Annotated in this window: 26 protein-coding genes and 1 tRNA gene; 13 read left to right on the forward strand and 14 right to left on the reverse strand. The window is 63.4% G+C overall.

Annotated features, from left to right (window positions below; genetic code table 11):
• Positions 1 to 8 precede the first annotated feature (8 nt).
• The 11 genes from HEP75_RS03125 to HEP75_RS03175 form a co-directional block, all read right to left on the reverse strand.
• A complete protein-coding gene (locus HEP75_RS03125) occupies positions 9 to 587 on the reverse strand; it encodes a hypothetical protein (protein WP_185825412.1) in 579 nt (192 codons plus the stop codon).
• Positions 574 to 741: a hypothetical protein gene (locus HEP75_RS03130; RefSeq protein ID WP_185825413.1), complete on the reverse strand. Its 168-nt coding sequence runs from the start codon at positions 739 to 741 to the stop codon at positions 574 to 576. Before HEP75_RS03130 ends, HEP75_RS03125 begins: the two co-directional genes overlap by 14 nt.
• Positions 734 to 1,075, reverse strand: a complete 342-nt coding sequence (locus HEP75_RS03135; protein WP_185825414.1) for a terminase small subunit — start codon at positions 1,073 to 1,075, stop codon at positions 734 to 736. Before HEP75_RS03135 ends, HEP75_RS03130 begins: the two co-directional genes overlap by 8 nt.
• A gap of 465 nt (positions 1,076 to 1,540) precedes the next feature.
• Positions 1,541 to 2,131 carry an HK97 family phage prohead protease gene (locus HEP75_RS03140; protein ID WP_185825415.1) on the reverse strand — a complete coding sequence of 197 codons (591 nt, stop codon included), beginning with the start codon at positions 2,129 to 2,131 and terminating at the stop codon, positions 1,541 to 1,543.
• Between the two features lie 11 nt (positions 2,132 to 2,142).
• Positions 2,143 to 3,195 (reverse strand): phage major capsid protein, encoded by a 1,053-nt coding sequence (locus HEP75_RS03145; RefSeq protein WP_185825416.1) that lies wholly within the window; start codon positions 3,193 to 3,195, stop codon positions 2,143 to 2,145.
• A gap of 101 nt (positions 3,196 to 3,296) precedes the next feature.
• Positions 3,297 to 3,572: a helix-turn-helix domain-containing protein gene (locus tag HEP75_RS03150; RefSeq protein WP_185825417.1), complete on the reverse strand. Its 276-nt coding sequence runs from the start codon at positions 3,570 to 3,572 to the stop codon at positions 3,297 to 3,299.
• Between the two features lie 475 nt (positions 3,573 to 4,047).
• Positions 4,048 to 4,521: a hypothetical protein gene (locus HEP75_RS03155; RefSeq protein ID WP_185825418.1), complete on the reverse strand. Its 474-nt coding sequence runs from the start codon at positions 4,519 to 4,521 to the stop codon at positions 4,048 to 4,050.
• 10 nt (positions 4,522 to 4,531) lie between these two features.
• Entirely contained in the window at positions 4,532 to 4,750 is a 219-nt protein-coding gene (locus HEP75_RS03160; protein WP_185825419.1) for a hypothetical protein, read from the reverse strand.
• Positions 4,747 to 5,202, reverse strand: a complete 456-nt coding sequence (locus HEP75_RS03165; RefSeq protein ID WP_185825420.1) for a hypothetical protein — start codon at positions 5,200 to 5,202, stop codon at positions 4,747 to 4,749. Before HEP75_RS03165 ends, HEP75_RS03160 begins: the two co-directional genes overlap by 4 nt.
• 75 nt (positions 5,203 to 5,277) lie before the next feature.
• A complete protein-coding gene (locus HEP75_RS03170) occupies positions 5,278 to 5,475 on the reverse strand; it encodes a hypothetical protein (protein WP_185825421.1) in 198 nt (65 codons plus the stop codon).
• Positions 5,472 to 5,684, reverse strand: coding sequence for a helix-turn-helix domain-containing protein (locus HEP75_RS03175; RefSeq protein WP_185825422.1), 213 nt, complete (start codon positions 5,682 to 5,684; stop codon positions 5,472 to 5,474). Before HEP75_RS03175 ends, HEP75_RS03170 begins: the two co-directional genes overlap by 4 nt.
• 107 nt (positions 5,685 to 5,791) lie before the next feature.
• Here HEP75_RS03175 and HEP75_RS03180 point away from each other — a divergent pair, with 107 nt between their 5' ends.
• From HEP75_RS03180 to HEP75_RS03190, 3 genes are all read left to right on the forward strand, one after another.
• Complete coding sequence (locus tag HEP75_RS03180) at positions 5,792 to 6,202, forward strand: Arc family DNA-binding protein (RefSeq protein ID WP_185825423.1); 411 nt, start codon at positions 5,792 to 5,794, stop codon at positions 6,200 to 6,202.
• Between the two features lie 2 nt (positions 6,203 to 6,204).
• Positions 6,205 to 7,368: a tyrosine-type recombinase/integrase gene (locus tag HEP75_RS03185; RefSeq protein WP_185825424.1), complete on the forward strand. Its 1,164-nt coding sequence runs from the start codon at positions 6,205 to 6,207 to the stop codon at positions 7,366 to 7,368.
• 10 nt (positions 7,369 to 7,378) lie between these two features.
• Positions 7,379 to 7,454 (forward strand) — tRNA-Ile (locus HEP75_RS03190).
• Positions 7,455 to 7,554: 100 nt separating this feature from the next.
• Here HEP75_RS03190 and HEP75_RS03195 read toward each other — a convergent pair.
• The gene (locus HEP75_RS03195) at positions 7,555 to 8,337 is read right to left on the reverse strand and encodes a DUF3883 domain-containing protein (RefSeq protein ID WP_255423979.1); all 783 of its coding nucleotides are present in this window, start codon (positions 8,335 to 8,337) and stop codon (positions 7,555 to 7,557) included.
• Positions 8,338 to 8,707: 370 nt separating this feature from the next.
• Here HEP75_RS03195 and HEP75_RS03200 point away from each other — a divergent pair, with 370 nt between their 5' ends.
• The 3 genes from HEP75_RS03200 to HEP75_RS03210 all read left to right on the forward strand — a co-directional run bounded on the left by HEP75_RS03200 (position 8,708) and on the right by HEP75_RS03210 (position 10,211).
• Positions 8,708 to 8,962, forward strand: coding sequence for a type II toxin-antitoxin system Phd/YefM family antitoxin (locus HEP75_RS03200; protein WP_185825426.1), 255 nt, complete (start codon positions 8,708 to 8,710; stop codon positions 8,960 to 8,962).
• Positions 8,962 to 9,387 carry a type II toxin-antitoxin system VapC family toxin gene (locus tag HEP75_RS03205; RefSeq protein WP_185825427.1) on the forward strand — a complete coding sequence of 142 codons (426 nt, stop codon included), beginning with the start codon at positions 8,962 to 8,964 and terminating at the stop codon, positions 9,385 to 9,387. Before HEP75_RS03200 ends, HEP75_RS03205 begins: the two co-directional genes overlap by 1 nt.
• 182 nt (positions 9,388 to 9,569) lie before the next feature.
• Complete coding sequence (locus HEP75_RS03210) at positions 9,570 to 10,211, forward strand: hypothetical protein (RefSeq protein ID WP_185825428.1); 642 nt, start codon at positions 9,570 to 9,572, stop codon at positions 10,209 to 10,211.
• A 424-nt stretch (positions 10,212 to 10,635) separates the two neighbouring features.
• Here HEP75_RS03210 and HEP75_RS03215 read toward each other — a convergent pair whose 3' ends face one another.
• A complete protein-coding gene (locus HEP75_RS03215; protein WP_185825429.1) occupies positions 10,636 to 11,271 on the reverse strand; it encodes a hypothetical protein in 636 nt (211 codons plus the stop codon).
• A gap of 519 nt (positions 11,272 to 11,790) precedes the next feature.
• Here HEP75_RS03215 and HEP75_RS03220 point away from each other — a divergent pair.
• The 5 genes from HEP75_RS03220 to HEP75_RS03240 all read left to right on the forward strand — a co-directional run bounded on the left by HEP75_RS03220 (position 11,791) and on the right by HEP75_RS03240 (position 17,488).
• Positions 11,791 to 12,222, forward strand: coding sequence for a SymE family type I addiction module toxin (locus tag HEP75_RS03220; RefSeq protein ID WP_185825430.1), 432 nt, complete (start codon positions 11,791 to 11,793; stop codon positions 12,220 to 12,222).
• Positions 12,223 to 12,820: 598 nt separating this feature from the next.
• Positions 12,821 to 14,542: a molecular chaperone HscC gene (locus tag HEP75_RS03225; RefSeq protein ID WP_185825431.1), complete on the forward strand. Its 1,722-nt coding sequence runs from the start codon at positions 12,821 to 12,823 to the stop codon at positions 14,540 to 14,542.
• Positions 14,543 to 14,547: 5 nt separating this feature from the next.
• The gene (locus HEP75_RS03230; RefSeq protein ID WP_185825432.1) at positions 14,548 to 15,927 is read left to right on the forward strand and encodes a hypothetical protein; all 1,380 of its coding nucleotides are present in this window, start codon (positions 14,548 to 14,550) and stop codon (positions 15,925 to 15,927) included.
• A gap of 82 nt (positions 15,928 to 16,009) precedes the next feature.
• On the forward strand, positions 16,010 to 17,011 hold the full coding sequence (locus tag HEP75_RS03235) for a hypothetical protein (protein ID WP_185825433.1): 1,002 nt from the start codon (positions 16,010 to 16,012) through the stop codon (positions 17,009 to 17,011).
• A 51-nt stretch (positions 17,012 to 17,062) separates the two neighbouring features.
• Positions 17,063 to 17,488: a DUF4259 domain-containing protein gene (locus HEP75_RS03240; protein WP_185825434.1), complete on the forward strand. Its 426-nt coding sequence runs from the start codon at positions 17,063 to 17,065 to the stop codon at positions 17,486 to 17,488.
• 271 nt (positions 17,489 to 17,759) lie between these two features.
• Here the strand turns inward: HEP75_RS03240 and HEP75_RS03245 are convergent, their stop codons facing one another.
• Complete coding sequence (locus HEP75_RS03245; RefSeq protein WP_185825435.1) at positions 17,760 to 18,509, reverse strand: SDR family oxidoreductase; 750 nt, start codon at positions 18,507 to 18,509, stop codon at positions 17,760 to 17,762.
• Positions 18,510 to 18,608: 99 nt separating this feature from the next.
• Between HEP75_RS03245 and HEP75_RS03250 the strand changes: the two genes are divergently transcribed.
• A complete protein-coding gene (locus HEP75_RS03250; RefSeq protein ID WP_185825436.1) occupies positions 18,609 to 19,559 on the forward strand; it encodes an AraC family transcriptional regulator in 951 nt (316 codons plus the stop codon).
• A gap of 161 nt (positions 19,560 to 19,720) precedes the next feature.
• Positions 19,721 to 19,981: a helix-turn-helix transcriptional regulator gene (locus tag HEP75_RS03255; RefSeq protein ID WP_185825437.1), complete on the forward strand. Its 261-nt coding sequence runs from the start codon at positions 19,721 to 19,723 to the stop codon at positions 19,979 to 19,981.

Raw genomic sequence — 19,981 nt, forward strand, 5'->3', positions numbered from 1 at the left:
GTCGGGAGCTATTCCGCCAATCGCAATACGCTGGTCGTGATGGAAGATCGAGTAACTTCGGCCAGCACGATCCGACCTCCACCCGCCACGCCCTGCGAGCGCAGCCACTGCGCTTGGATGGACGCCACGCGCATCGTCGCGTCGATCGTTGATGGCAGTTCCGGCACACCCATCTCTACCTCCCACGGTGCGCAGCGTTGGGCGAGAGGTGAAAGGTCGAAATCATCCTCAGCCGTGTCGCCGGTGACCCATGCTCCTTCGATTTCTTGCGATGAATCCGAGAAGCCGACGATCGCTAGCTGGTAGTTCTCGCGCCGCCCTTGCTGTCGATAGTGGGAGTTGGCCCATGCGAGCACATGAGGCAGGAAGGTGATCGCTTCGTCGTAGCTGCCGACCTCGTTTTGGAGCATGTTCCCGAAGGTCAGTTGGAAGTGAGCCAGGTCCCCTCGCGCTGCGAAAACCACCTGCGCATGAGGCAGCACGAGCAACTTCGACCTCTCTCCATGTGAGGCGCCCCCGAGGACCGTGTCGGTGTCTACGGCCACCAAGGCGCGGTCTGGGCGAACGAACGCGTTAAGCAGACTCATCGGCATCCTCCGGTTGCTCTGCCTGGGAAACGAACGGCCCATCGTATGGCTCGCCCACGCTGGCGCCGATGATGTAGCCATAGGATGCGCCCACGCCAGGCACGGCGATGGCGCCGATGATGGCGCCAGCAATGGGAAGTACCTGTCTAGCCATGAGCGATTCTCCTGCGTTTCATGGTTGTGCGCCGCCAGGCGCGGGTGAATGCGATCTGTGCTTGAGCGTTTCCCGCTATCGCCAGATCGCAAAGTCTGCTCAATGTCTCCATTCGCGTCTGCGCGAGCCGCTGCTGTTGGCCCTGCGCCTCAGCGGCGCGTTCCATGGCGCCTTGGGGCTCGGCCAGCATCGCCTGGATCTCTTCGTCCCGGGCCAAGCGCCAAGCGGCCTGCGCAGCTGTCCGCTGGCTGTAGCCGGCCTCAACTGCCGCGGCTTTCCCGCGCGCACCGGCTCTGAGGGCGGCGATGAATCGCAGACGACGCGCTGTCAGCATTGTTTACCTCCAGATCGCCCGGCTGGGTACGCGCGAACGGCGCGAATTCCCTGAGATTTGGCGTCGGGAGAAGCGGTCATGGCCACGATCGCAGAAATTCCAGCTGAAAAAAAACCTGCGGATGAGTGGGCGGCGGGTGTCCGTCGGTCGAGGGTCGGGAATTTTCCTACCCCCCCTGGTTCATGTTTCACGGTTTCGGCGACCTGATCCTGGCCAGCTCGGTAGCGATCGCAGATTGGATCTGTCCTGCAGTCAGCAGCGGCACGTCGTCATTGACTCTCCCTACCCGCAAGCCACCTTTGAACAGAGGACCGAACTCGCGATCACGGACGATGATCTGTGCACAGCCATGAGCGACAGAGACCACAACGTCCACGTCCTCAGCTTCGATGCCTAGACCACTGCATGTGACCGCCACCTCTTCCGCTGCGTGCCATCGGAACGAGTCGACGCTGGGCTGAGCGCTCATCGTGCCGCCTTGATCAAAGGGACGGATCCGCGGTTGTCGATCAACCTGACACCGGCATGCACAGACTTCCCGATCTTCGATTCCCGATTGCTAGGCACGGTGACAATCGACGTCTCGATCAGCTCCCACTTCTCCCACTTGGTACCGGTGGGGATAGGAGATCCCTTGAGGCCGATGAAGCCGATGCTGAAGGAGTCGACCAGCTTGGCCTCAATCATTGCCCAGGCCTCATCTGCGCGGCCCAGGCCCTCGGCCAACTCGGCAACAATGTGCAGGCCCTGCGGCGTTACGCGCGCTTCCTTCACCCATCCAATGGGTTCGTCATGGCGATGCTGCCAGAGCAGGGGCAGGGGGAGATTCCAGTTCCCACCGCCCGGCACCACGATGTCGCCATGGCGGTCCACGTTCGGCGTCGACGCCAATCCGCGTATGGTCCGCTTGCCGTTGCCGACGAACTTCTCCAAGCGGTGCATCTTCACTGCCATATGCGCCAAGCGTCCTGGCCTCTGGGTGCCGAGCCGCCGGTCAATGGCATCGTTCACCAGCTTGCCGATCTCGGTACCGAACTTCGCTGCATCGATTTGCATTCGATTACCTCTCAGCTCGCCGGCGGATAGTCAGCATTGGTCAACACCGAGACGCTGCCCGGCCGCTCGACACGCCAGTTCACGAACACCACACTCTTGAGCGCGACGAGGTTGCACTGGAACAGGCTCACCAGTTCGGTGGGACCCTCTTCGGGTGTGTCGCTCATCTGCAGGGCGGCCACGTCTGAGCGGTTCACATCGATGCCACCATCACCGCCAGCAATGCCCGTGGGATCAATCAGGGCGATCTGGCCGCCATCGGAATCCCGGGGCGAGCTCGAGCTGGTGAGAACCTGGATGCCAACGATGGTCCCGCCCCGAGGACCAACGTCGGGAAACACCAGGCCACTGCCGTTTCGATACAACCCGAGTTGCGCCGCCGTCTTCGGATCGGTGACGAAGAACGCTGCGCCGAGATCGCCAGAGAACCCCTCAATCAGTGCTGCGATGTCGGCCACGGGATCGCCAGTGCCGGCAACACTCGGTGCACCGTAGGTCACTGCAGCAGGGCGCACGACCTCGATGGAAGTGGACTCGCCAGCGTTGCTACGGTCCAGGAATGCTTCGTCCCATGACGCTGCCACGGCACGGCGCAAGTCTCCTTCAAAGGTGGATTCAGCGACGCCGCCGAAGCGCACTGCCTCATCCGTCACAACGGTGATCGCCGCGACTTGGGCAGGTTCGATGCCGGCGGTATTCAGGAGAGCCGCTTTGCTGACCGGAATGGGCTTGGCCTGGCCCACCCAGTAGCCGCGGCTGCCGCCGGTCATCCGAATCATGCGCACGCGGAATGGGATCTTGCGCAGGCCGGTCAAGCGGCCATAGATGGACTGGGCGCGGATCAGGTCAAAAAACTCTACGGCAGCGGGCGACTGATTGCCGGTATCGCTGGTGCCCAATGCTGAGACGGCCGCTTTCGCGATGTCCTCAGCGCCCACCGGACCCCAGCGGGTGAGGGCGGTCTGGCGGATCGAGTCAACATCCAGTCCACAGCCTCCCGCGCGCAGCAGCACACTGCGAGTGAAATTGCGGCCGCGGGCGGCAAGGGATACGCCTGAGTTCATTGCTGGCTCCAGTGAGGTTCGGATGCCAGAAAGGATGGGCCGACGCGTAGACGCGGGCCACGTGGGTTCACGTGGAATCACGGGGTTTTACGGAGTTTTCTTCAGCGCTCGACCATCAAAGCGGCAATGTCAGACAGACGATAGGTGCGCCGGCGGTTCACCCGGATGGTCGGGATCTTTTCCGACCTTGCCCAGTCCTCGAGGGTTCGAACAGAGCGGCCCAGGAGTTCAGCAGCTACGTCTTCGTGCACTCGCCCATCAGCAGTGACCATGTAGCCACGCGCTCGGCAGTCGCGCTCCAAGTCATCGACGTTGATGGCGGTCTCTTCGCCTGGCCACCGCTGGCCGCAGCATGGACAGAAGGCGCGGGCGGTCATGGAGACCCCGAAACGGTTTGGCAAACGGTTCGGGCAACCCTTCGAAAGCCTTTCCCGAAGCCTTCCGGTAAGCCTTCCGCTGCCGCTGCCGCCGAATCGCCCAGGCGGTGAGCGCTCATTGAGTGCTCAGTGAGCCGCGCGCCTGCTCGTAGCATGCGAACGCATCGATTTAGCATGCGAACGCAGTGCGAGCGCATCGCCGTTCGCCGAACGCTCGTCGATCGCTCGCCGATTTGGCCGCCGTGGTGCTGGAGCGGTAATCCAGAGCCTGGAGCAGCACCAGAAATGCGCACTAGCCCTGGTAATACTTTTAAGGTGTTCACGGGGCGAACAACGTTGGGGTCGAAAACAGCCCTGACTAGTTCACGGGGCGAATAAGTCAGCGATTTCTTGTTCACGGGGCGAACAAGGCGAGGCGCGACTAGTTCACGGGGCGAACAAGAGTTGTTCACGGGGCGAACAACTCTTTGCGTTTTCACGCGGCGCTCCTGAGCTTCGTTTCGGGCATCGATTTGCGCGTCCCCGTGGTCCTGCGGAAGTCCGGCTTCTTCTCTTTCCAGGCATTGGTTGGCTTGGGCGAAAGACCCCAGCCAGCGTCCAGTGGCTTCTCCTTTTTGTGGTCGACTCGACGCCAGCTGAAGGCGTGCAGGTTCTCTTTGTTCCTGCCGCCTTGCTGGGTTCGCTCGATGATCCCGTAGTGCTCAAGCTCGCGCACTGCGAGGAACAAGGTCGCCGACGAATTCCACCCCACGTGCTGCATCAGGGACCAGGACGCGCACAGGTAGCCGTTGTTGAATCCCGTGTACTGCGCGCCGAGGTCATGGAGCAGCTTGTGCGCCCAGGCGCTCAGGCGTACGAAGTTCGGGTGGCGCAGGAGTGTGTAGGGCACAACGAAGGCTGAGCCTCCGTCGATGTCGTCCCACCGATTGTCTTGCTTCTTCCTGCCCATGTGCGCTCGCTCAGGCCGCCACGCCCGACAACTGCTTGGTCAGCAGCCGCCGGTTGTGCTCGCAGACCGCGCGATCGTTGAGGTACGTGGGTGCGTTGCACCCCATGCCGATGAGCGTGTCCAAGGCGCTCTCCGCGGCCTTCGTGCTGGCGAGCCAGCGCTCGACCTGGGCGCGCGGCACGTCGCGCAGCTGGCGAGCCGTGAGGCAGCGCATGGGGCGGTAGCTCATCTGGCTTTCTCCCGGTTCTGGATGGTTGCGGGCCGCGCCTTGGGAGACCGGTCGGAATAGCGGAAAGGTTGATCAGTAGGCTTCAACGGCTGACGTTTGGCTTTGGGACGACGCACGATGCGCTCTGCGGGGAACTGCACCACGATCGCGTGCGAAAGCGTGCCTCTGGAGTGCGCGCTATGCGCGTCGATCCTGCTCAGGTACTTGAGCCTTTCCATCTGCGCTTCTGTGTCGCTTCCGTCATAGAGTTCCCTGTCTCTTCGGACGCTTTCTCGTATCGCGCGGGTGACCATCTCGAACGCTTTCGTGTAGCTATCGTGCTCGCCGAAGCAATCCAGGCGCTCGAAGTACAGCCGCATCAAGAAAAAGCCGGCGGCATTGGTGTCGGCCGCGTTCTGCAGCAGTCGCCGGCGATCCACGTTCGGCGAAAGTTGGTGTATCGTTGCGGTCATGGTCGTTCCTCGTGAGGGTTCGGTCTGCTTTTGACGGCTCGGGTCTGACCACCCGGGCCGTTTCTACGTTCGGAATCATGGTTTCTTCCAAGGTGCCGCCAGACGCTCCAGGCGCGAGCGCGCATGCGCCAGGGCTTCGTTGATCGCTGCCAGCGTGTCCGGCTCGTCGGCGTACTCGGCGGCCCGCTGTTCCAACTCCTTCACCCGGTGCTCGGCATCGCCGATTGCCTGAACTTCCAGACTGGGCGAATAGCTCAGCGCCGCGCAATTCATGCCGCGGCACCGCGGCTGTCGCTCGTCTCGACAACGGATCCCTCGATGTAGGCGTCCAGGTCCGCGCGGCGGTAGAACACCCGGCCGCCGATTTTCAGATAGCGGGGGCCGCGCCCCTCCATGCGCATCTTGTCCAGCGTGCTGACGCTGATTCCCAAGTGCTTGGCGGCTGCTGGCACCTTGAGCCGGTTAGCGGGGACGCTATTCATATTTCCTCCTGTGGCTTGGTTCATTGGTGGACCTTTGTTGTCCGTGCACCTAATCGAACCATTGTTGTCCCTTGCTGTCAAGGACATTTGTTGTCCATACTTGTCCCATGACCTCCGAATACCACCAGTTCAAGCTCCGCATCCCCGTAGACTTGATGCGCCGTATCGAGGCCCAAGCGGATGCCGCCGGGCGATCGACTTCAGCAGAGATGATCTGGCGACTAGAGAAATCGTTCGATTCCAACCTCACGTACCTTCTTCTTGACCGCCGAACGGAAGAGTTGAATTCAACGCGAGAAGCCTGGTTTGTCTTGGCAGAGGAGCTGCGAGATCTACGGAAAAAACGCGGAGCGGGTGGTTTATCCGTTTCCGACTTCGCAGCGCTGGAGTCGCAGATCCGAGCCAAAGAGCGGGATCTGGCGATTGCCAAGGATCAGCACTTGCGTGTCGGTGCCGAGTTCGATGCGCTGCTCGAAGACCTCAAGCAGAAGGTGTCCGCCGAAATTCCCCAGGAATAGCGATGACAGCGTTCAGCAAGCTCACTCGCGCCGGCATGCGCGGCCTGCAGCCTGGCCAGTCGCTGAGCGAGCACGGCATCACCTACACGCGCACCAGCAGCGGGGACGGCCGGTGGTCGGTCAACGTGATGGTCAATCGCCAGCGGCACCACCAGGTGGTCGGCTTGGAGTCGGAGGGCTACACCCGCACGCAGGCCGAAGACGTTGTGAGCGCGCTGAAGGCCGCCAAGCGCTCAGCCGCACATGGGGTAGCAGGTAGCCGTCAGGCGCGCGCTCTGAGCATTTCCCAGGCTGCGGACGACTACCTGGCATACCTGGCCAAGCACGATGGGCGGGACCTGGTGGCGAAGAGGATGCGATTCCAGCAGCACCTGGTGCCGCACCTGGGCCAGAAGCAGGCCGCGCGCATGACCGATGACGACTGGATGGCCTACGTCGCCAAGCGCAAGGCCGAGGGTGCGAGCCCGGCGACGATCAACCGGGAGCGGTCGGCGCTGCTGCACATGCTCAACACGATGCGCCGGCGCAAGCTCTTGGCCGCGGTGCCGCTGCTGGCGCGCCAGGCCGAGCCTGAGGGCAAGCTGGTGTATCTGACGCCGGCCGAGTCGCAGCGCCTCCTGAAGGCTGCAGCGAACGATCAATCGGACTTGGCGCACCGCTTCGTCATGGTGACGCTCTACACCGGCCTGCGGCACAGCGCCGCGCTGAACCTGCGCGCGGCCGATGTCGACGTGGAGCGGCGCATCCTGTGGATCCGTCACGACAAGGCCGGCCGGCGCGAGCAGGCCATGCCGCAGGTGCTGGCCGACTACCTGGGCGAGGTGATCGCCGACATGGAGCCCGAGGCCTTCCTCTTCGCCTCGCCGCGCGCGAAGTCGGGCAGGGTCTACCAGATGAACGCCATCTTCAGTCGATGCGTCGAGCGCGCCGGCATCAGCAAGCACGTCACCCCGCACACGATGCGCCACACCGCGGCGACCAACGCGGCGCATGCCGGCCTCGACGCGGCGACGATCCAGATGATGGGCGGATGGAAGACACGCGCCATGGCGGAACGGTACACTCACGCCGCTTCGATGCGGGACGCGATGGATGCCCTCCAGAGTCGGCTGACAAGCCGCAGGGTTACACCGAAATTGCAACGGCGATCGCGCAAATCCGCTTGAAACCCTTTCAGGGCCTATAGCTCAACGGTTAGAGCAGAGGACTCATAATCCTTTGGTTCCAGGTTCGAATCCTGGTGGGCCCACCATCAGCATGCAAAGGCAATCGCATGCTGTCTGCTCTTCAAGATGAGTGGACGTTGGAAGTGAGCCTGATCCCATTCTTGTAGTGTTGGTGAGGCCGTCGTCTTAGAAGCGCGCGATGTACATCGTTGACTCGAGAAGGCAATGCGAAGCGATGGCGCCGGGCAGATCGAATAGGCGTGGCTTTGCACGGAAGTCGAAGAGACGATAGAGGCGGTATTTGTCAGCATCGGCTTCCGAGCGCGCCAGTTCGTTGCGGCTGACATGGAATGGAGTCAGGATGCCGAATGCGGTGGTCTTTACCTCGATGAGTCGTTCTCGGCCATTGATCTCGTAGGAGAGTACGTCGTAGCCTAGGCCATCGCCTTGAGAAGCGGCTATGTGTTCGACCCGATTGGCCAGGCGTTTCTGGCCAGCTGCATGAAGGCGGCGGGTTTCCAACTCTATTACGAACAACTCGCCGGCCCGGCCCAACGATTGATTCCGCGCTTCTTGTGCCAGGTAGTCGCGTTGGACAAGCGAGAATCGGGGCAGGTAGATAGGTGGTGTCTCTCGCACCCGCGCCGCTGTCGGTGCCGGAACCCATACGGCATCCGTATCCTCTGGGGCGATCATGACGGCTGGTCGTAGCACGGCGGATTGAGCGGCCGCCTGTAGTGCATCGTTCGACTGCGCCTGACCTCCCACCACATCGAACAACAGGGTCTGATAGTTGCCACGCGGCTTGTAGCCATCGATGTACGGGTAGCCGAGTGCGAGAAGGACTGCGCTAATGTTGCAGTGCTTGAACTCGATGGCGGCCCGATTGCGCCCGTCAAGCCGCTCGGCCAGCGCACGTGCATGTACGGTCTTGCTATACCGCTGGCCGTTCAGTTCGAGCGTGAGCATGTGCAAGTAGTCGGCGACGCAGGCCTCCACTTCTTCATGCGACCAGTCTGTGCCCCGTGCCATACAGTTCCCCTCGCCTGTCATCAGGTTAACTGGCGTGAAGTGTTGGGGCTAGTCCTGGCAGCAATAGGTGCATTGGCGATGTGATGCGGGTGGTTGCTATTGCTGGTGAGCCGCCAGGAGCATGCAAAGGCAATTGCATGTTGCCCGCTCTTGAAAGTAAGCGGATGTTAGAAGTGAAAGTGACCCGTTCTCGACAGGAAGGGTTGCCTGGCTGATGACGCCGTAGCCGACCGCGTTGGTCAGTCATTTGCCCCTCAATCGTCATTGTAGTAACGTAACTACATGTAGCTGATGTAGGAGGTGTCCTATGACCATCACAACCCTATCCAGTCGGGAACTGAACCAAGATGTGACGCGGGCAAAGAAGGCCACCAAGAGCGGTCCGGTATTCATCACGGATCGCGGCAAGCCTGCGCATGTGTTGTTGAGCTTCGAGGACTATCAACGGCTGACCAGGCAGCGGCGCAACATTGCCGATGCGCTAGCGATGCCGGGCGTTGCAGACATCGAGTTCGAGCCGCCGCGCGTGACGATTAGAGTCCGGCCGGCTGATCTCTCGTGATGTACGTGCTCGACACCAACGTGCTGTCCGAGTTGCGCAAGGTGCGGCTCGGCAAAGCGGATGCGAATGTGGCGGCATGGGCGGAAAGCGTCGATGCCGCCGACCTCTTCATCTCGGCCATCACCGTCATGGAACTGGAGCTTGGCGTTCTGTCGATTGAACGCAAGGATGCTACCCAGGGCGCCATGCTGCGTTCGTGGCTGGAACAGCACGTATTGCCTGAGTTCTCCGGGCGTACATTGCCGATCGATACCGCTGTGGCGCAACGTTGCGCCCGGTTGCATGTACCCGACAAGCGCGGCGAGCGCGACGCGCTTATCGCGGCGACGGCGCTGGTGCATGGCATGGCGGTGGTCACGCGCAACGTCTCTGACTTCGAGCCCACGGGAGTTCCCGTCGTCAATGCTTGGGAGCCGTTGCCATGATCGCCTACGAGCTTATGCGCAAAGGCAATTGGAAGTTGTCCGTTATGGAAAAAGCGAGGTTAGAAGTCAACCTGACCCAGTGTATTCTTACGGTGTGACAGGGACGGGCATGCGGATGGTAGCAACGCCTGGCCAGCGGGTGCGTTAGCATCGGAGTTGAAAGGCATTAGGAACGCTGAGCGATGTGGATCCACCCAGTGGCGAAAGACGAGTTCTTGGCCGGTAGCAAGGTTGCTGCAAAGATACTGTTTGATGCGATCAAACAGCAGCGCCAGACGGCGTCTACTAAGACACTTACGGCGCTTTCTCAGGTAGGCGATTTCAACTCGGCAGGGGCCGAGCAGGTAGCTTATGAAGTGCTTGCTGGCTCGTTGATTGTGCTAGCCCACAAGATCATTGATCTGCATGGTGCGGCTCCTGTTAAAGGAGGGGGGGCGCTCCATTTTGAGGCTGAGATCAATCGCGTAATTCGTGAGCATCCAGGCGCACGGGTTAAGGGAAAGTTCTCACTTGAACTGAAGTACTGTGTCGGAAGAGAGGTGGGGGGACTGCCTCTTGGTGTGATAGTCCAAGGCGCCCGAAACCAATACTGTCATTTTGGCGAGCTTCGGCGCCTCAATCCTATCAACGAGCTCGTTTTCAATCATTTGAAGCAGCTTTATCCTGATGCGCCCTGGTTGAACTTCGATGCAAAGGATGGGGGGCGAATACTGGCTTACACCGCAACCTCCGCCATTTACTGGACTGCAGATGGTAATGATGGCTCTTCCGGATTTCAAAGGTTCTGCGAAGACATGTCGGATATCATTGGGAAGTCGTACTAACGGAACTTTGGGTTAGGGATGAAGCTTGGAAATGTGCTGTTCACTTGCATCGGCGCGTGCTATCAGATCCCCTCGGGGAGGTCAGTCACGTTATTCCGCAGGATGTTGAAGGAGTTACGATGAGCGCCGCAGTTGCAGAGATCGATGTCATATCGCTCATCAGGCCGATGCTGGTATCAAACAACTTGTCGTAAGCTCCGAAAGCTTCATTTGCGGAATCATTGGTTCGACGCGCTTCCACCGCGCAGCAGGAATCTCTTTGCGATGAGCCATGCGTGCAATTTTGCCATCACAGATGCAGTGTTCAACTAGTTTTGCTAGCTACTCTTAGTTTTTCACCATCTTCACCGATATGCGCTGAGTCATTGTTGCAGCGCATTTTTCAGCTTGAAGATCGCATGCGCTCTTGAGTTGAATTACGAGGTCATTCTTGTCTTGCGTTGGGAGGGCAGTGGTCGAGAATTGCGATTCCATCCTTCGTGATTGACCACTTGAGTTTCGCTCCACCCCCAGCGTAGACCTCATCTACTTGCCAAGCCAGATAGCCGCTGGCTTGAAGCGCAAAGCGGCGGCTCTCTTCGACGTCTGTTACTTGACGCCTTACTGAAAGAAGTCGCAGATCTCCGAGGAATACGTTAACCACCATATCTGAAAGACGATCAAAATCCTTAGCGGCTATGCGACCTCTGCCTAGCGCAATGAACAACTTGGCCAGCATTTCTGGTTTTTGTAGTGGATCCATTCGGTCGAGTTTGCTCAATAGCAATTCTCCCAGCTGTTCGCGCTTGGCAGTTGTCCCAGCAAGGTCGTCAATGGCCCTGGCGCGCTCGCTAGCGCTCAAGCCATTAACGCCACTGATAAACCTAGCAACCTTTGCCGCAAACAAGCGGTCTCTTACAGCGATTGCCCCGTCTTTGATGGCCAACATTGCGGCGACAAAGGGTATGTTCTTCAATAGACTGTCTTCCAATGCTGTGTCCCAGACAGCTTCAGCTATGTCCTTTGTCAGGTCCCCAAGGGGATCTTTGAGGGCACCAATCAGGTCTCGATTTATCTTCACGTTGTATTGGTCCGTGAGGTTGAGTTCTTACGGCTTTTAGGCATGGCTGTCAGTCGCTACTGGTTTCGCTTTACGTCGTTGAAAGAAAAGCCAAGAGTAATGTGATGATGTTGGGCTTGCCTAAAAAAGAAGATGAAAGCGGTAGGTCCCGAGAGCATAATTCAAAAATTGAGTGAGTTGCCTTGACCTAGATAAAAAGCGTCTTCGGCAGATGTCTACAGCCGCCCTGTTTTTAGCGTTGACAACCTCTCTTGATCGAGCAATTATCTACTTGCTGCGGCAAATTCCGCAGCCGGGATTGGTCTCCCGAAATCAAATGGCGCACCAGCGCCCTTCGTCTATGTCAGGCGCTTTTTTGTTGCCTCGACATTGCGTCGGGCCTGCTCGCTCTTCAATGGCGGGCGGTGCGTGGGGGCCTTCGGGCCCGCCGGGTTGCCTTTTGACCGGTAGACCAACCCGCACCGTCCGCCACCCCGATTGGTCTCGCGATGGCGGACTCCTACTCAAAAGGAGAACGTCATGCCCCGTAACGCTTCCGTTCGTTCGAAGACCGCACCCAGCCGCCGCGCCGCCAAGGCGCAGCCCTGCTGGCTCAAGCTCGAATCGCCCGACCCCTTGGATGCGATTGCCGCCGAACCGCTGCCCGGTGCAGCGTCGGCGCCGCCTATGTGCGCCGATGCCGACAAGGCCGCCGCGCCCAGGCGCTCGGTCCCGCGCCGGCCCACGCAATGCACCATCGGCTATCGCTACTACGCTGTGGACCGCACTGGCATGCGGGTCGGGCGGCAGGTGCCTAGCTTGCGCTTGCATGGCCTGTGGCTGGAAGGCCTCGGCTTCGCGGTGGGCGGCAAGGTGCGCATCACGATGGCCAATGGCGCCCTGTTGATCACGGCCGAGCCGGCGGCGCTACCGGCGGCGAAGACGCGGCGCGGTGCCACTTCGGCGCTGTAGCCGCCTGGCCCTGGTGTGGCAGTTGCCGGGGGAGCAATGTGAGGCCCAGCACGCGATCACCGTTACCTGCCGGCCCTGCAAACCCTTTGGCCTCCAGCGATGTCGTTGACCATCTTCCGCAGGTCGACGACACCGTTGCAGGTTTCCAGCAAATGCCGGAATCGCCAGGCGCGTCGTGCGCGCGCGCCCGGCGCGGCCGCCGGCTTAGCGTGCCTCTGCCGCCCACTGCAGGGCATCCGCTCCGGCCGGCAGGTATATCGGTGTTGACGCATCGGTCGCCGCGCGCCAGACGGCGTCGGCGACATCCTGCATGCGTGTCCCCGGACCGGTGGATTCGGCCATCCGCGCGATGGGGTGGCGCATGTACCCGGAACGGATGCTCGACCTTGGCTCGAATGCTGGCCTCACCGAAGGCCGCGTGCTCCTTGGATTTGCGGCATAAACCCGTCCACGTTTTTATCCACACCCCCAGTGGGTCACTTCTGGATGGAAATCAACACCTTCGACGCTTGGGCGAGCAAGGGGGCTGCGAAGCACTGTCGCACGGGTGAGGCATCATGGAGCCTCTCCCCACCCGAAGCGCCCGAGAGGACAACCCTTGACGATCATCGGCATCGACCTTGGCACCACTCACAGCCTGGCGGCGGTCTGGAAGGACGGTCGCCCCCACCTGGTGGTGAACGCGCTGGGCGCCTACCTCACGCCGTCGTGCGTCAGCCTCGACGCCGACGGCACCGTGCTGGTCGGCCAGGCCGCGCGCGACCGCCTGCAGACGCACCCGGCGCTCACGGCCTCGCTGTTCAAGCGCTACATGGGCAGCGATAAGACCTTCCCGCTGGGGGCGCGCAGCTTTCGCGCCGAGGAACTGTCGTCGCTGGTGCTGCGCTCGCTCAAGGCCGATGCCGAGGCCATGCTGGGCGAGCCGGTGACCGAGGCCGTGATCACCGTGCCCGCCTACTTCTCCGACAGCCAGCGCAAGGCCACGCGCATCGCAGGCCAGCTCGCCGGCTTGCAGGTGGAGCGGCTGGTCAACGAGCCCACCGCCGCCGCGCTGGCCTACGGGCTGCACCAGGACGAAGACGCCACGCAGTTCCTGGTGTTCGACCTGGGTGGCGGCACGTTCGACGTCTCGATCCTCGAGATGTTCGAGGGCGTGATGGAGGTGCGCGCCACGGCGGGCGACAACTTCCTGGGCGGCGAGGACTTCGTCAACGAGATCGTGCAGTTGTTCTTTGCCGAGACCGGCCTGCCCGAGTCCGCCCGCGAAGACGGCGGCTTCATGCAGCAACTGGTGGCACGCGCCGAGCTGGCCAAGCGCGCGCTGTCGGACAGCGAGAGCGCCACCCTCACGCTGGATTGGCAAGACCGCGAGCACACGCTGGCGCTCACGCAGGAGCGCTTTCGCGCCATCAGCGAACCGCTGCTGGCACGGCTGCGTGCGCCGGTGGAGCGCGCGCTGCGCGATGCGAGCATCCGCGCAGGCGAGATCGACAACGTGGTGCTGGCCGGCGGCGCCACGCGCTCGCCCATCGTGCGGCAGATGGTCACGCGCATGTTCGGCCGCTTCCCCGCGATGGACATCAACCCCGACGAGGTGGTCGCGCTCGGTGCCGCCGTGATGGCCGGCCTGAAGGCGCGCGACCAGGCGCTCAAGGAAGTGGTCATGACCGACGTGTGCCCGTACACGCTGGGCGTGGAGACGGTGCACCGCATGCCCGGGGGCGGCGAGGTGGACGGGTATTTCTCGCCCATCATCGAGCGCAACACCGTCGTGCCGGCCAGCCGTGTCAACAGCTATGTGCCGGTGCACAACGGCCAGCGCGTGCTTAATCTGCAGATCTTCCAGGGCGAGGCGCGGCTGGTGCGCGACAACATCAAGCTCGGCACGCTCGAGGTGCCGCTGCCCGGCGGCGCGCGCGACGACGCCAGCGTCGACGTGCGCTTCACCTACGACGTGAACGGCCTGCTGGAGGTGGAGGCGACGGTGGTGGCCACGCACGACGTGCACCGGCTCGTGATCCAGGGCAACAGCGGCGTGCTGAGCGACCTGGAGATCGCGGCGCGCCTGCAGCAACTGGCTGAGCTCAAGATCCATCCGCGCGACAAGGCCGAGAACCGCGCGCTGGTGGCGCAGGCCGAACGGGTGTTCCAGCAATTGCGCAGCGATGCACGCGAACGGCTGGGCGACGAAATCTCCCGCTTCGAGCTCGCGCTCGAAGCGCAGGACGAGCGGCAGATCCGCCCGGCGCGCGAGCGGCTGCGCAAGGCCGTGGGCTTCTTCGAGCGCGACAGCCACTTCGATCCGGACTTCGTGTTTTGAGCGCTATGAGCGCCGCCTTCGCCCGGCTCGGGATCGCGCCGACCCGCGACGTCAAGGCCATCAAGCGCGCGTACGCCGTGGCGCTGAAAGCCATCGACCAGGCCAGCGAGCGCGAGGCCTTCGAGCGGCTGCGCCAGGCCTACGAGCAGGCGCTGGCCTGGGCCGCGCGGGAAGAGGAGGAAGACGAGGCCGACGCGGACCTGGAGAGCGGGGACGAGCAGGAGGAGGGCGATGCGGGCGACATGGACGTCGACGACGAGCCACGGATGCCCGACGTTGGACTGCCGCACGCCCCGCCGCTCGATGTCCACCGCCTGGATGCCGCACCGCCGTTGGCACCGCCGCCCGGTCCGCCCGCTACCGTCCCCACGGCCGCCATGCCCAGCCAGGACGAGGCGAGGGAGGCCCTGCGCCATTGGACCGAGCAGTTGCGCGACGCCCAGGCTGCGAACGCAGCGACAGTGCTCGAAGCGGCCCTGGCCGACCCGCGGCTGCTGCACCTGGACAGCCACGCGCAGCTCGAGGCCCGCATCGCGGATCTGCTGCACGACGACCCGGCCGGCCGGGCGCCGCTGTTCGACGCTGCCGCCGTCCGTTTCCACTGGACCGACCGCAATGCACGGCCCTTCGCGAACGCTGCCGCCGCGTACTGGATTTCGCGCGTCATCAACCAGGGGCTGCAGTGGCAGGCACAGAAGGCGTCGGTCATCGACCTGCAGCGCAAGGCGCTCGAGACGGTCGCGCACGTGGGCTCGCCCGACCCCGCACAGACCAGCCGCTTTGCGGAGGCGCTCGCTGACATGGCCCGCGACTTCCCCGACTGGTTCGCGCTGCACCTGAGCACGCAGGGCCACGCCCATCTGCCGGCTTGGCAGGCGCTGCAGACCGAGGTCGCGTCCCGGAACGCGCGCCAGTCCGATCGAAAGGAACGCTACTTCGGCACGCGCAACAAGACCCTGGTCACCCTGCTCGGCGGCGTCTTCGTGCTGCTGGTGTTCACTGCCGTGCTCTCGGGGGTGATCCACCGCATCGTCTCCGATTCCGCACCGCCCGCGGCTGCGTCCACAGACACCGACAAGGCGGGCGATGCGCCTGCCGCCACATCCGATCCGGTGCTGGCGTACGAGTTCACCGGTGCCCTGACGCGCGACAGCTGCGAGAGCGCCGAAGAGTTCGTGCACCAGTCCAACTGGCTGGAGGTCGACGACAGCGATGCGATGGCGCTGCTTGCCACCCGCGCCATGCGCTGCCAGGACAAAGGCATCTGGTCGCGCAAGGACGACACGTTGATGACGTGCCTGCGCGCCGAGCGGGCCGCGGCCTTGGGCGCAGGCCGGCCCGAGAATTTGCTGCACTGCCTTCCGCCCAAGGCGGCACGCCCTTAGGCGGTTTCAGCGCGCCTCGGCCGGGACGCGCGGCTATTTTCCAGTTCGGATTTTCAACGGTTGCTTCAGGAGAAAACACACCGTGCCATTCGCCTACTCATCGTTCACCGACCACTTGGCGGCGCTGCCGGCCGCCCACGCGCGCCATGGCGACGCGTTGCGCGCCGCCGTCGAATCGCAGGTGCGCAGGCCGTCCAACGCCGACCTCTCGGCCTTTCTCTTTCTGCCCGACCAGGCGGACCACCCCGACCACGAGGACGCGGCCCAGGTGTTCGCGCAGGCGGTCGATCAGATCTACGGCCCCAAACCCTGGGTCGGTGACGAGATCCCGTTGCTGTTCGTCGGCTACCACGCCATGAACGTTCTGAGTGGCCGACGCACGTCGCAGGGCCTGCTGCTGACCGATCAGGCCCTCTACGTGCAGGACAACTTCACCGTCTTGTCCGCCTCGCCGCCGCTGGCCCAGGGCCACGCCCTGCCCCTGCGTACGGACGACGCCGACCCCTTCGTGTCGATGCTGCTGGGCCGCTACAAGGCCTGGAAGGATTGGACGGCTTTGGCAGGCCTTCCGGAGTCAACCCTGTCGCCTCGCCTCAACGTGCTGTTCGATACCATGGTGACGACCGTGCTGGATTACCACGCGCAGCACGCCAGCCAACGCCAGGCGCCGCAACGCACGTGGACCCTGACCGGGCTGATCGCCGACCATGCCGCGGGCGACACCTTGCTCGATCCGGCAAACCCCAAACTTGCCAAGAAGCTCGGCAAGGTGGTCGGCAAATTCCAGATCCCGGCCGACGAGCCACTGCACTTCGCACTGGTCGACTTTCCGTTGTTCGGTGGCCCGTACGGGTTCGCACTGACGGCCAAAGCGCTCTACGGCAAGGACCTGATGGAAGCGCCGGTTCGCGTCGCGATCGAGAGGCTCGATGCGCGCTCGCTGCGGCTGTCGGAGAAGGGCGACGCGGTGCTGAACGACCTGGGCATTCCCTTGGAGTTGCCGGCGTACGCGGGCGCCGAGCTCAAGGCGGCTTTTCTGGAACTCCTCAAGCAGGAGGTGCTGCGCCTGCAGGCCTCGGCCTGAGCGGTGCAGGCTCGATCCCGGTTATGAAGCTGCTGACGCAAGGAGAAAAGCATGGGTGCCTGGTCGCATGAATCCTTTGGCAACGACACGGCCTGCGACTGGTCCGGCCCGCTGGCCGACGCCGTCGACCTGGCCTACGTCGACGAGACGCTGCAACGGGTGCTCGACGCGGGCGACGACGAAGACCTCGACATGGCAGCGTCTTGCGAAGCGATCGCGGCGGCGGAGGTGGTGGCGCGGTTACAAGGCCACTTCGGCGTTTGCGATGCGTATTCCCGCACCGTGGACGACTGGGTGAAGAAGACGCGCCTGGTCCCCAGCGCTGCGTTGGCCAGCAAAGCCCGAGCTGCCCTCGACCGCATTGTCTCGGTGCCCTCCGAACTGCGTGAACTGTGGGAGGAAAGCGAAGACGCAGAGGCTTGGCTGTTTGCCGTTTCGGCGCTGCGAGATCGCATTTTCACGCGCGATTGTCCCTGACAGCGGATGAAGCCCCGCCGAGATTGGCCCATCCATCTTCCAGGGAAGAACCATGAACCACTTCGGCGCTGTAGCCGCCTGGCCCTGGTGTGGCAGGTGCCGGGGCAATGTGAGGCGCAGCAGGCGTTTCCCGCTCCCTGCCGACCCAGCAGATCCTTTGCCTCCAGCGATGTCGTTGACTACCTGCAGCAGGTCGACGACACCGCTGGAGGTCTCCAGCAAATACGGGATCGCCAGGCGCGTCGTGTGCGCGCCCGGCACGGCCGCCGGCTCAGCGTGCCTCTGCCGCCCACTGCAGGGCGTCCGCTCCGGCCGGCAGGTACAGCGGTGTCGACGCGTCGGTCGCCGCGCGCCATACGGCGTCGGCGACGTCCTGCATGCGCGTCCCCGGGCCGGTGGATTCGGCCATCCGCGCGATGGTGCGGCGCATGAAGTCGCCATAGATCTCGTCGTCCATGCCGCGCAGGCGGGTGCGGGCGGTGTCGCGAAAACGCGTCTCGCCCGAAGAGCCGGGCAGCACGATGCGCACGCGCACGCCGAACGGCTCGAGTTCGCTCGCCAGCGATTCGGAGAACGCATTCACCGCTGCCTTGGCCGCCCGGTAGATGCCGACCAGCGGCAGCGGCTTGTAGGTGACGCTGGAGGTGACGTTCACGATGACGCCGGCACCGCGCGCGCGCATCTGCGGCAATACCGCTTGCGTGACCGCCATCGTGCCGAAGGTGTTGGTGTCGAACAGGGCGCGCACGGTCTCCATGTCCGTCAACTCGAACGGCGCGGGCGCGCCGAAGCCGGCGTTGTTGACCAGCACGTCGATCGGGCCGGCGGCCGCGACGGCGGCGCGGATGCTCTGCGCGTCGGTGACGTCCAACGGCAGCACGCGCAACTGCTCCGAAGGCGGCAGCAGGTCGTCTTGGGGCGTGCGCATCGTGGCGAGCACACGCCAATCGCGGGCGAGGAAGTGGCGTGCGGTTTCCAGGCCGAAGCCGGAGGAGCAGCCGGTGATCAGGACGGTCTTCAAGGGGATTCCTTCGATGGGTGGACGATGCAGCGACGATAGATCGCCGCCGCCGTACTCGCTACGATTCAGAGTCCTTGATTCGTTTGCGAGCGTCCAGCGATGGTGGATCCTCTTGCCGAGGTGGTCACGCTGCTGCAGCCGACCGCCCGGTTCTCCAAGCATGTGGTCGGCGCAGGTCCGTGGCGCATCCGGCGCTCGGACGCCGGCCAGCCCTTCTACTGCGCCGTGCTGGAAGGCGGCTGCCGCCTGGCGCTCGATGGCGGCGAGCCGATCGTGCTGCAGGCGGGCGATTTCGTCCTTGTCCCTGCGGCTTACGAGGTCACGATGTCCAGCCTTGTGCCGCACGAGGGCGCGGCCGAAACCGTGCCGACCGCGCTGGGGCCGGGGTTGTTCCGGATCGGCGCGCAAGAGGGTCCGACCGACCTGCGCATCCTGGCCGGCCACTGCAGCTTCGGCTCGCCGGATGCGGCGCTGCTGGTCTCGCTGCTGCCGCAACTGGTCTGCGTGCGCGGCGAGCAACGACTCGCCACGCTGGTGCAACTGGTGAGCGAGGAGTCGCGCGAGGCGCGGCCCGCACGCGAGGTCGTGCTCGCGCGCCTGCTGGAAGTGCTGCTCATCGAAGCCCTGCGCTCGGCCGCCGGCACGGCGGCATCGCCGGGCCTGGCGCGCGGGCTGGCCGATGCGCGCCTTGCCGCGGCAATCCGCGCGATGCACGAACAGCCCACGCGCGCATGGACGGTGGTGGCGCTGGCGAAGGAAGCCGCCTTGTCGCGCTCGGCGTTCTTCGAGCGCTTCGGCCGCACCGTGGGCATGACGCCGATGGAATACCTGCTCGCCTGGCGCATGGCATTGGCCAAGGACCTGCTGCGCCGCACCGAGCTCGGCATCGCCGACATCGCCGAGCGCGTTGGCTACAGCTCCGCCAGCACCTTCAGCGTCGCGTTCGCGCGCCACGTCGGACAGCCGCCGACGCACTACGCGCGCGCAAGCGGTCGCGGCAGTGCGCGCAGCCAAGCAGCGGTCTCCGATCGAGTCGAGGGTATGGAGTAGCTGCGCTTCGTGTCGCCCAGCCGACGCCCCGTCTCAGCTCCGGCGCACGGCGATGGGACGCGGCCATGCGCAGTATGTTTGCTTAACTTGCATATCAGCTATTTGACGCTTATTTGTTTTGCAGGTATTTTGCGTTTAGTTGAATTACGGGTGCAGCCCCAATGTCGATACGCCATGTTCTGGTCACCGCGACGCAGCTAGGCGCGACGCTGCAGGCCGCGCGCAAGGCCAAAGGCCTGACCCAGTCGGCGCTGGCTAGCCGGCTTGGCTTGAGCCAATCGCGCGTCTCCCATCTGGAACTGAACGCCCACGCGTTGAGCGTCGAGCAACTCCTGGCCTGGTGCGCGGCGCTGGGGTTGGAGTTGACCATTGGCACCCGCTGCGACGCTGGCGCGCGCTCCAGCGCGCCTGTGGAGTGGTGA

Source organism: Xanthomonas sp. SI, assembly GCF_014236855.1.
GTDB lineage: Bacteria > Pseudomonadota > Gammaproteobacteria > Xanthomonadales > Xanthomonadaceae > Xanthomonas_A.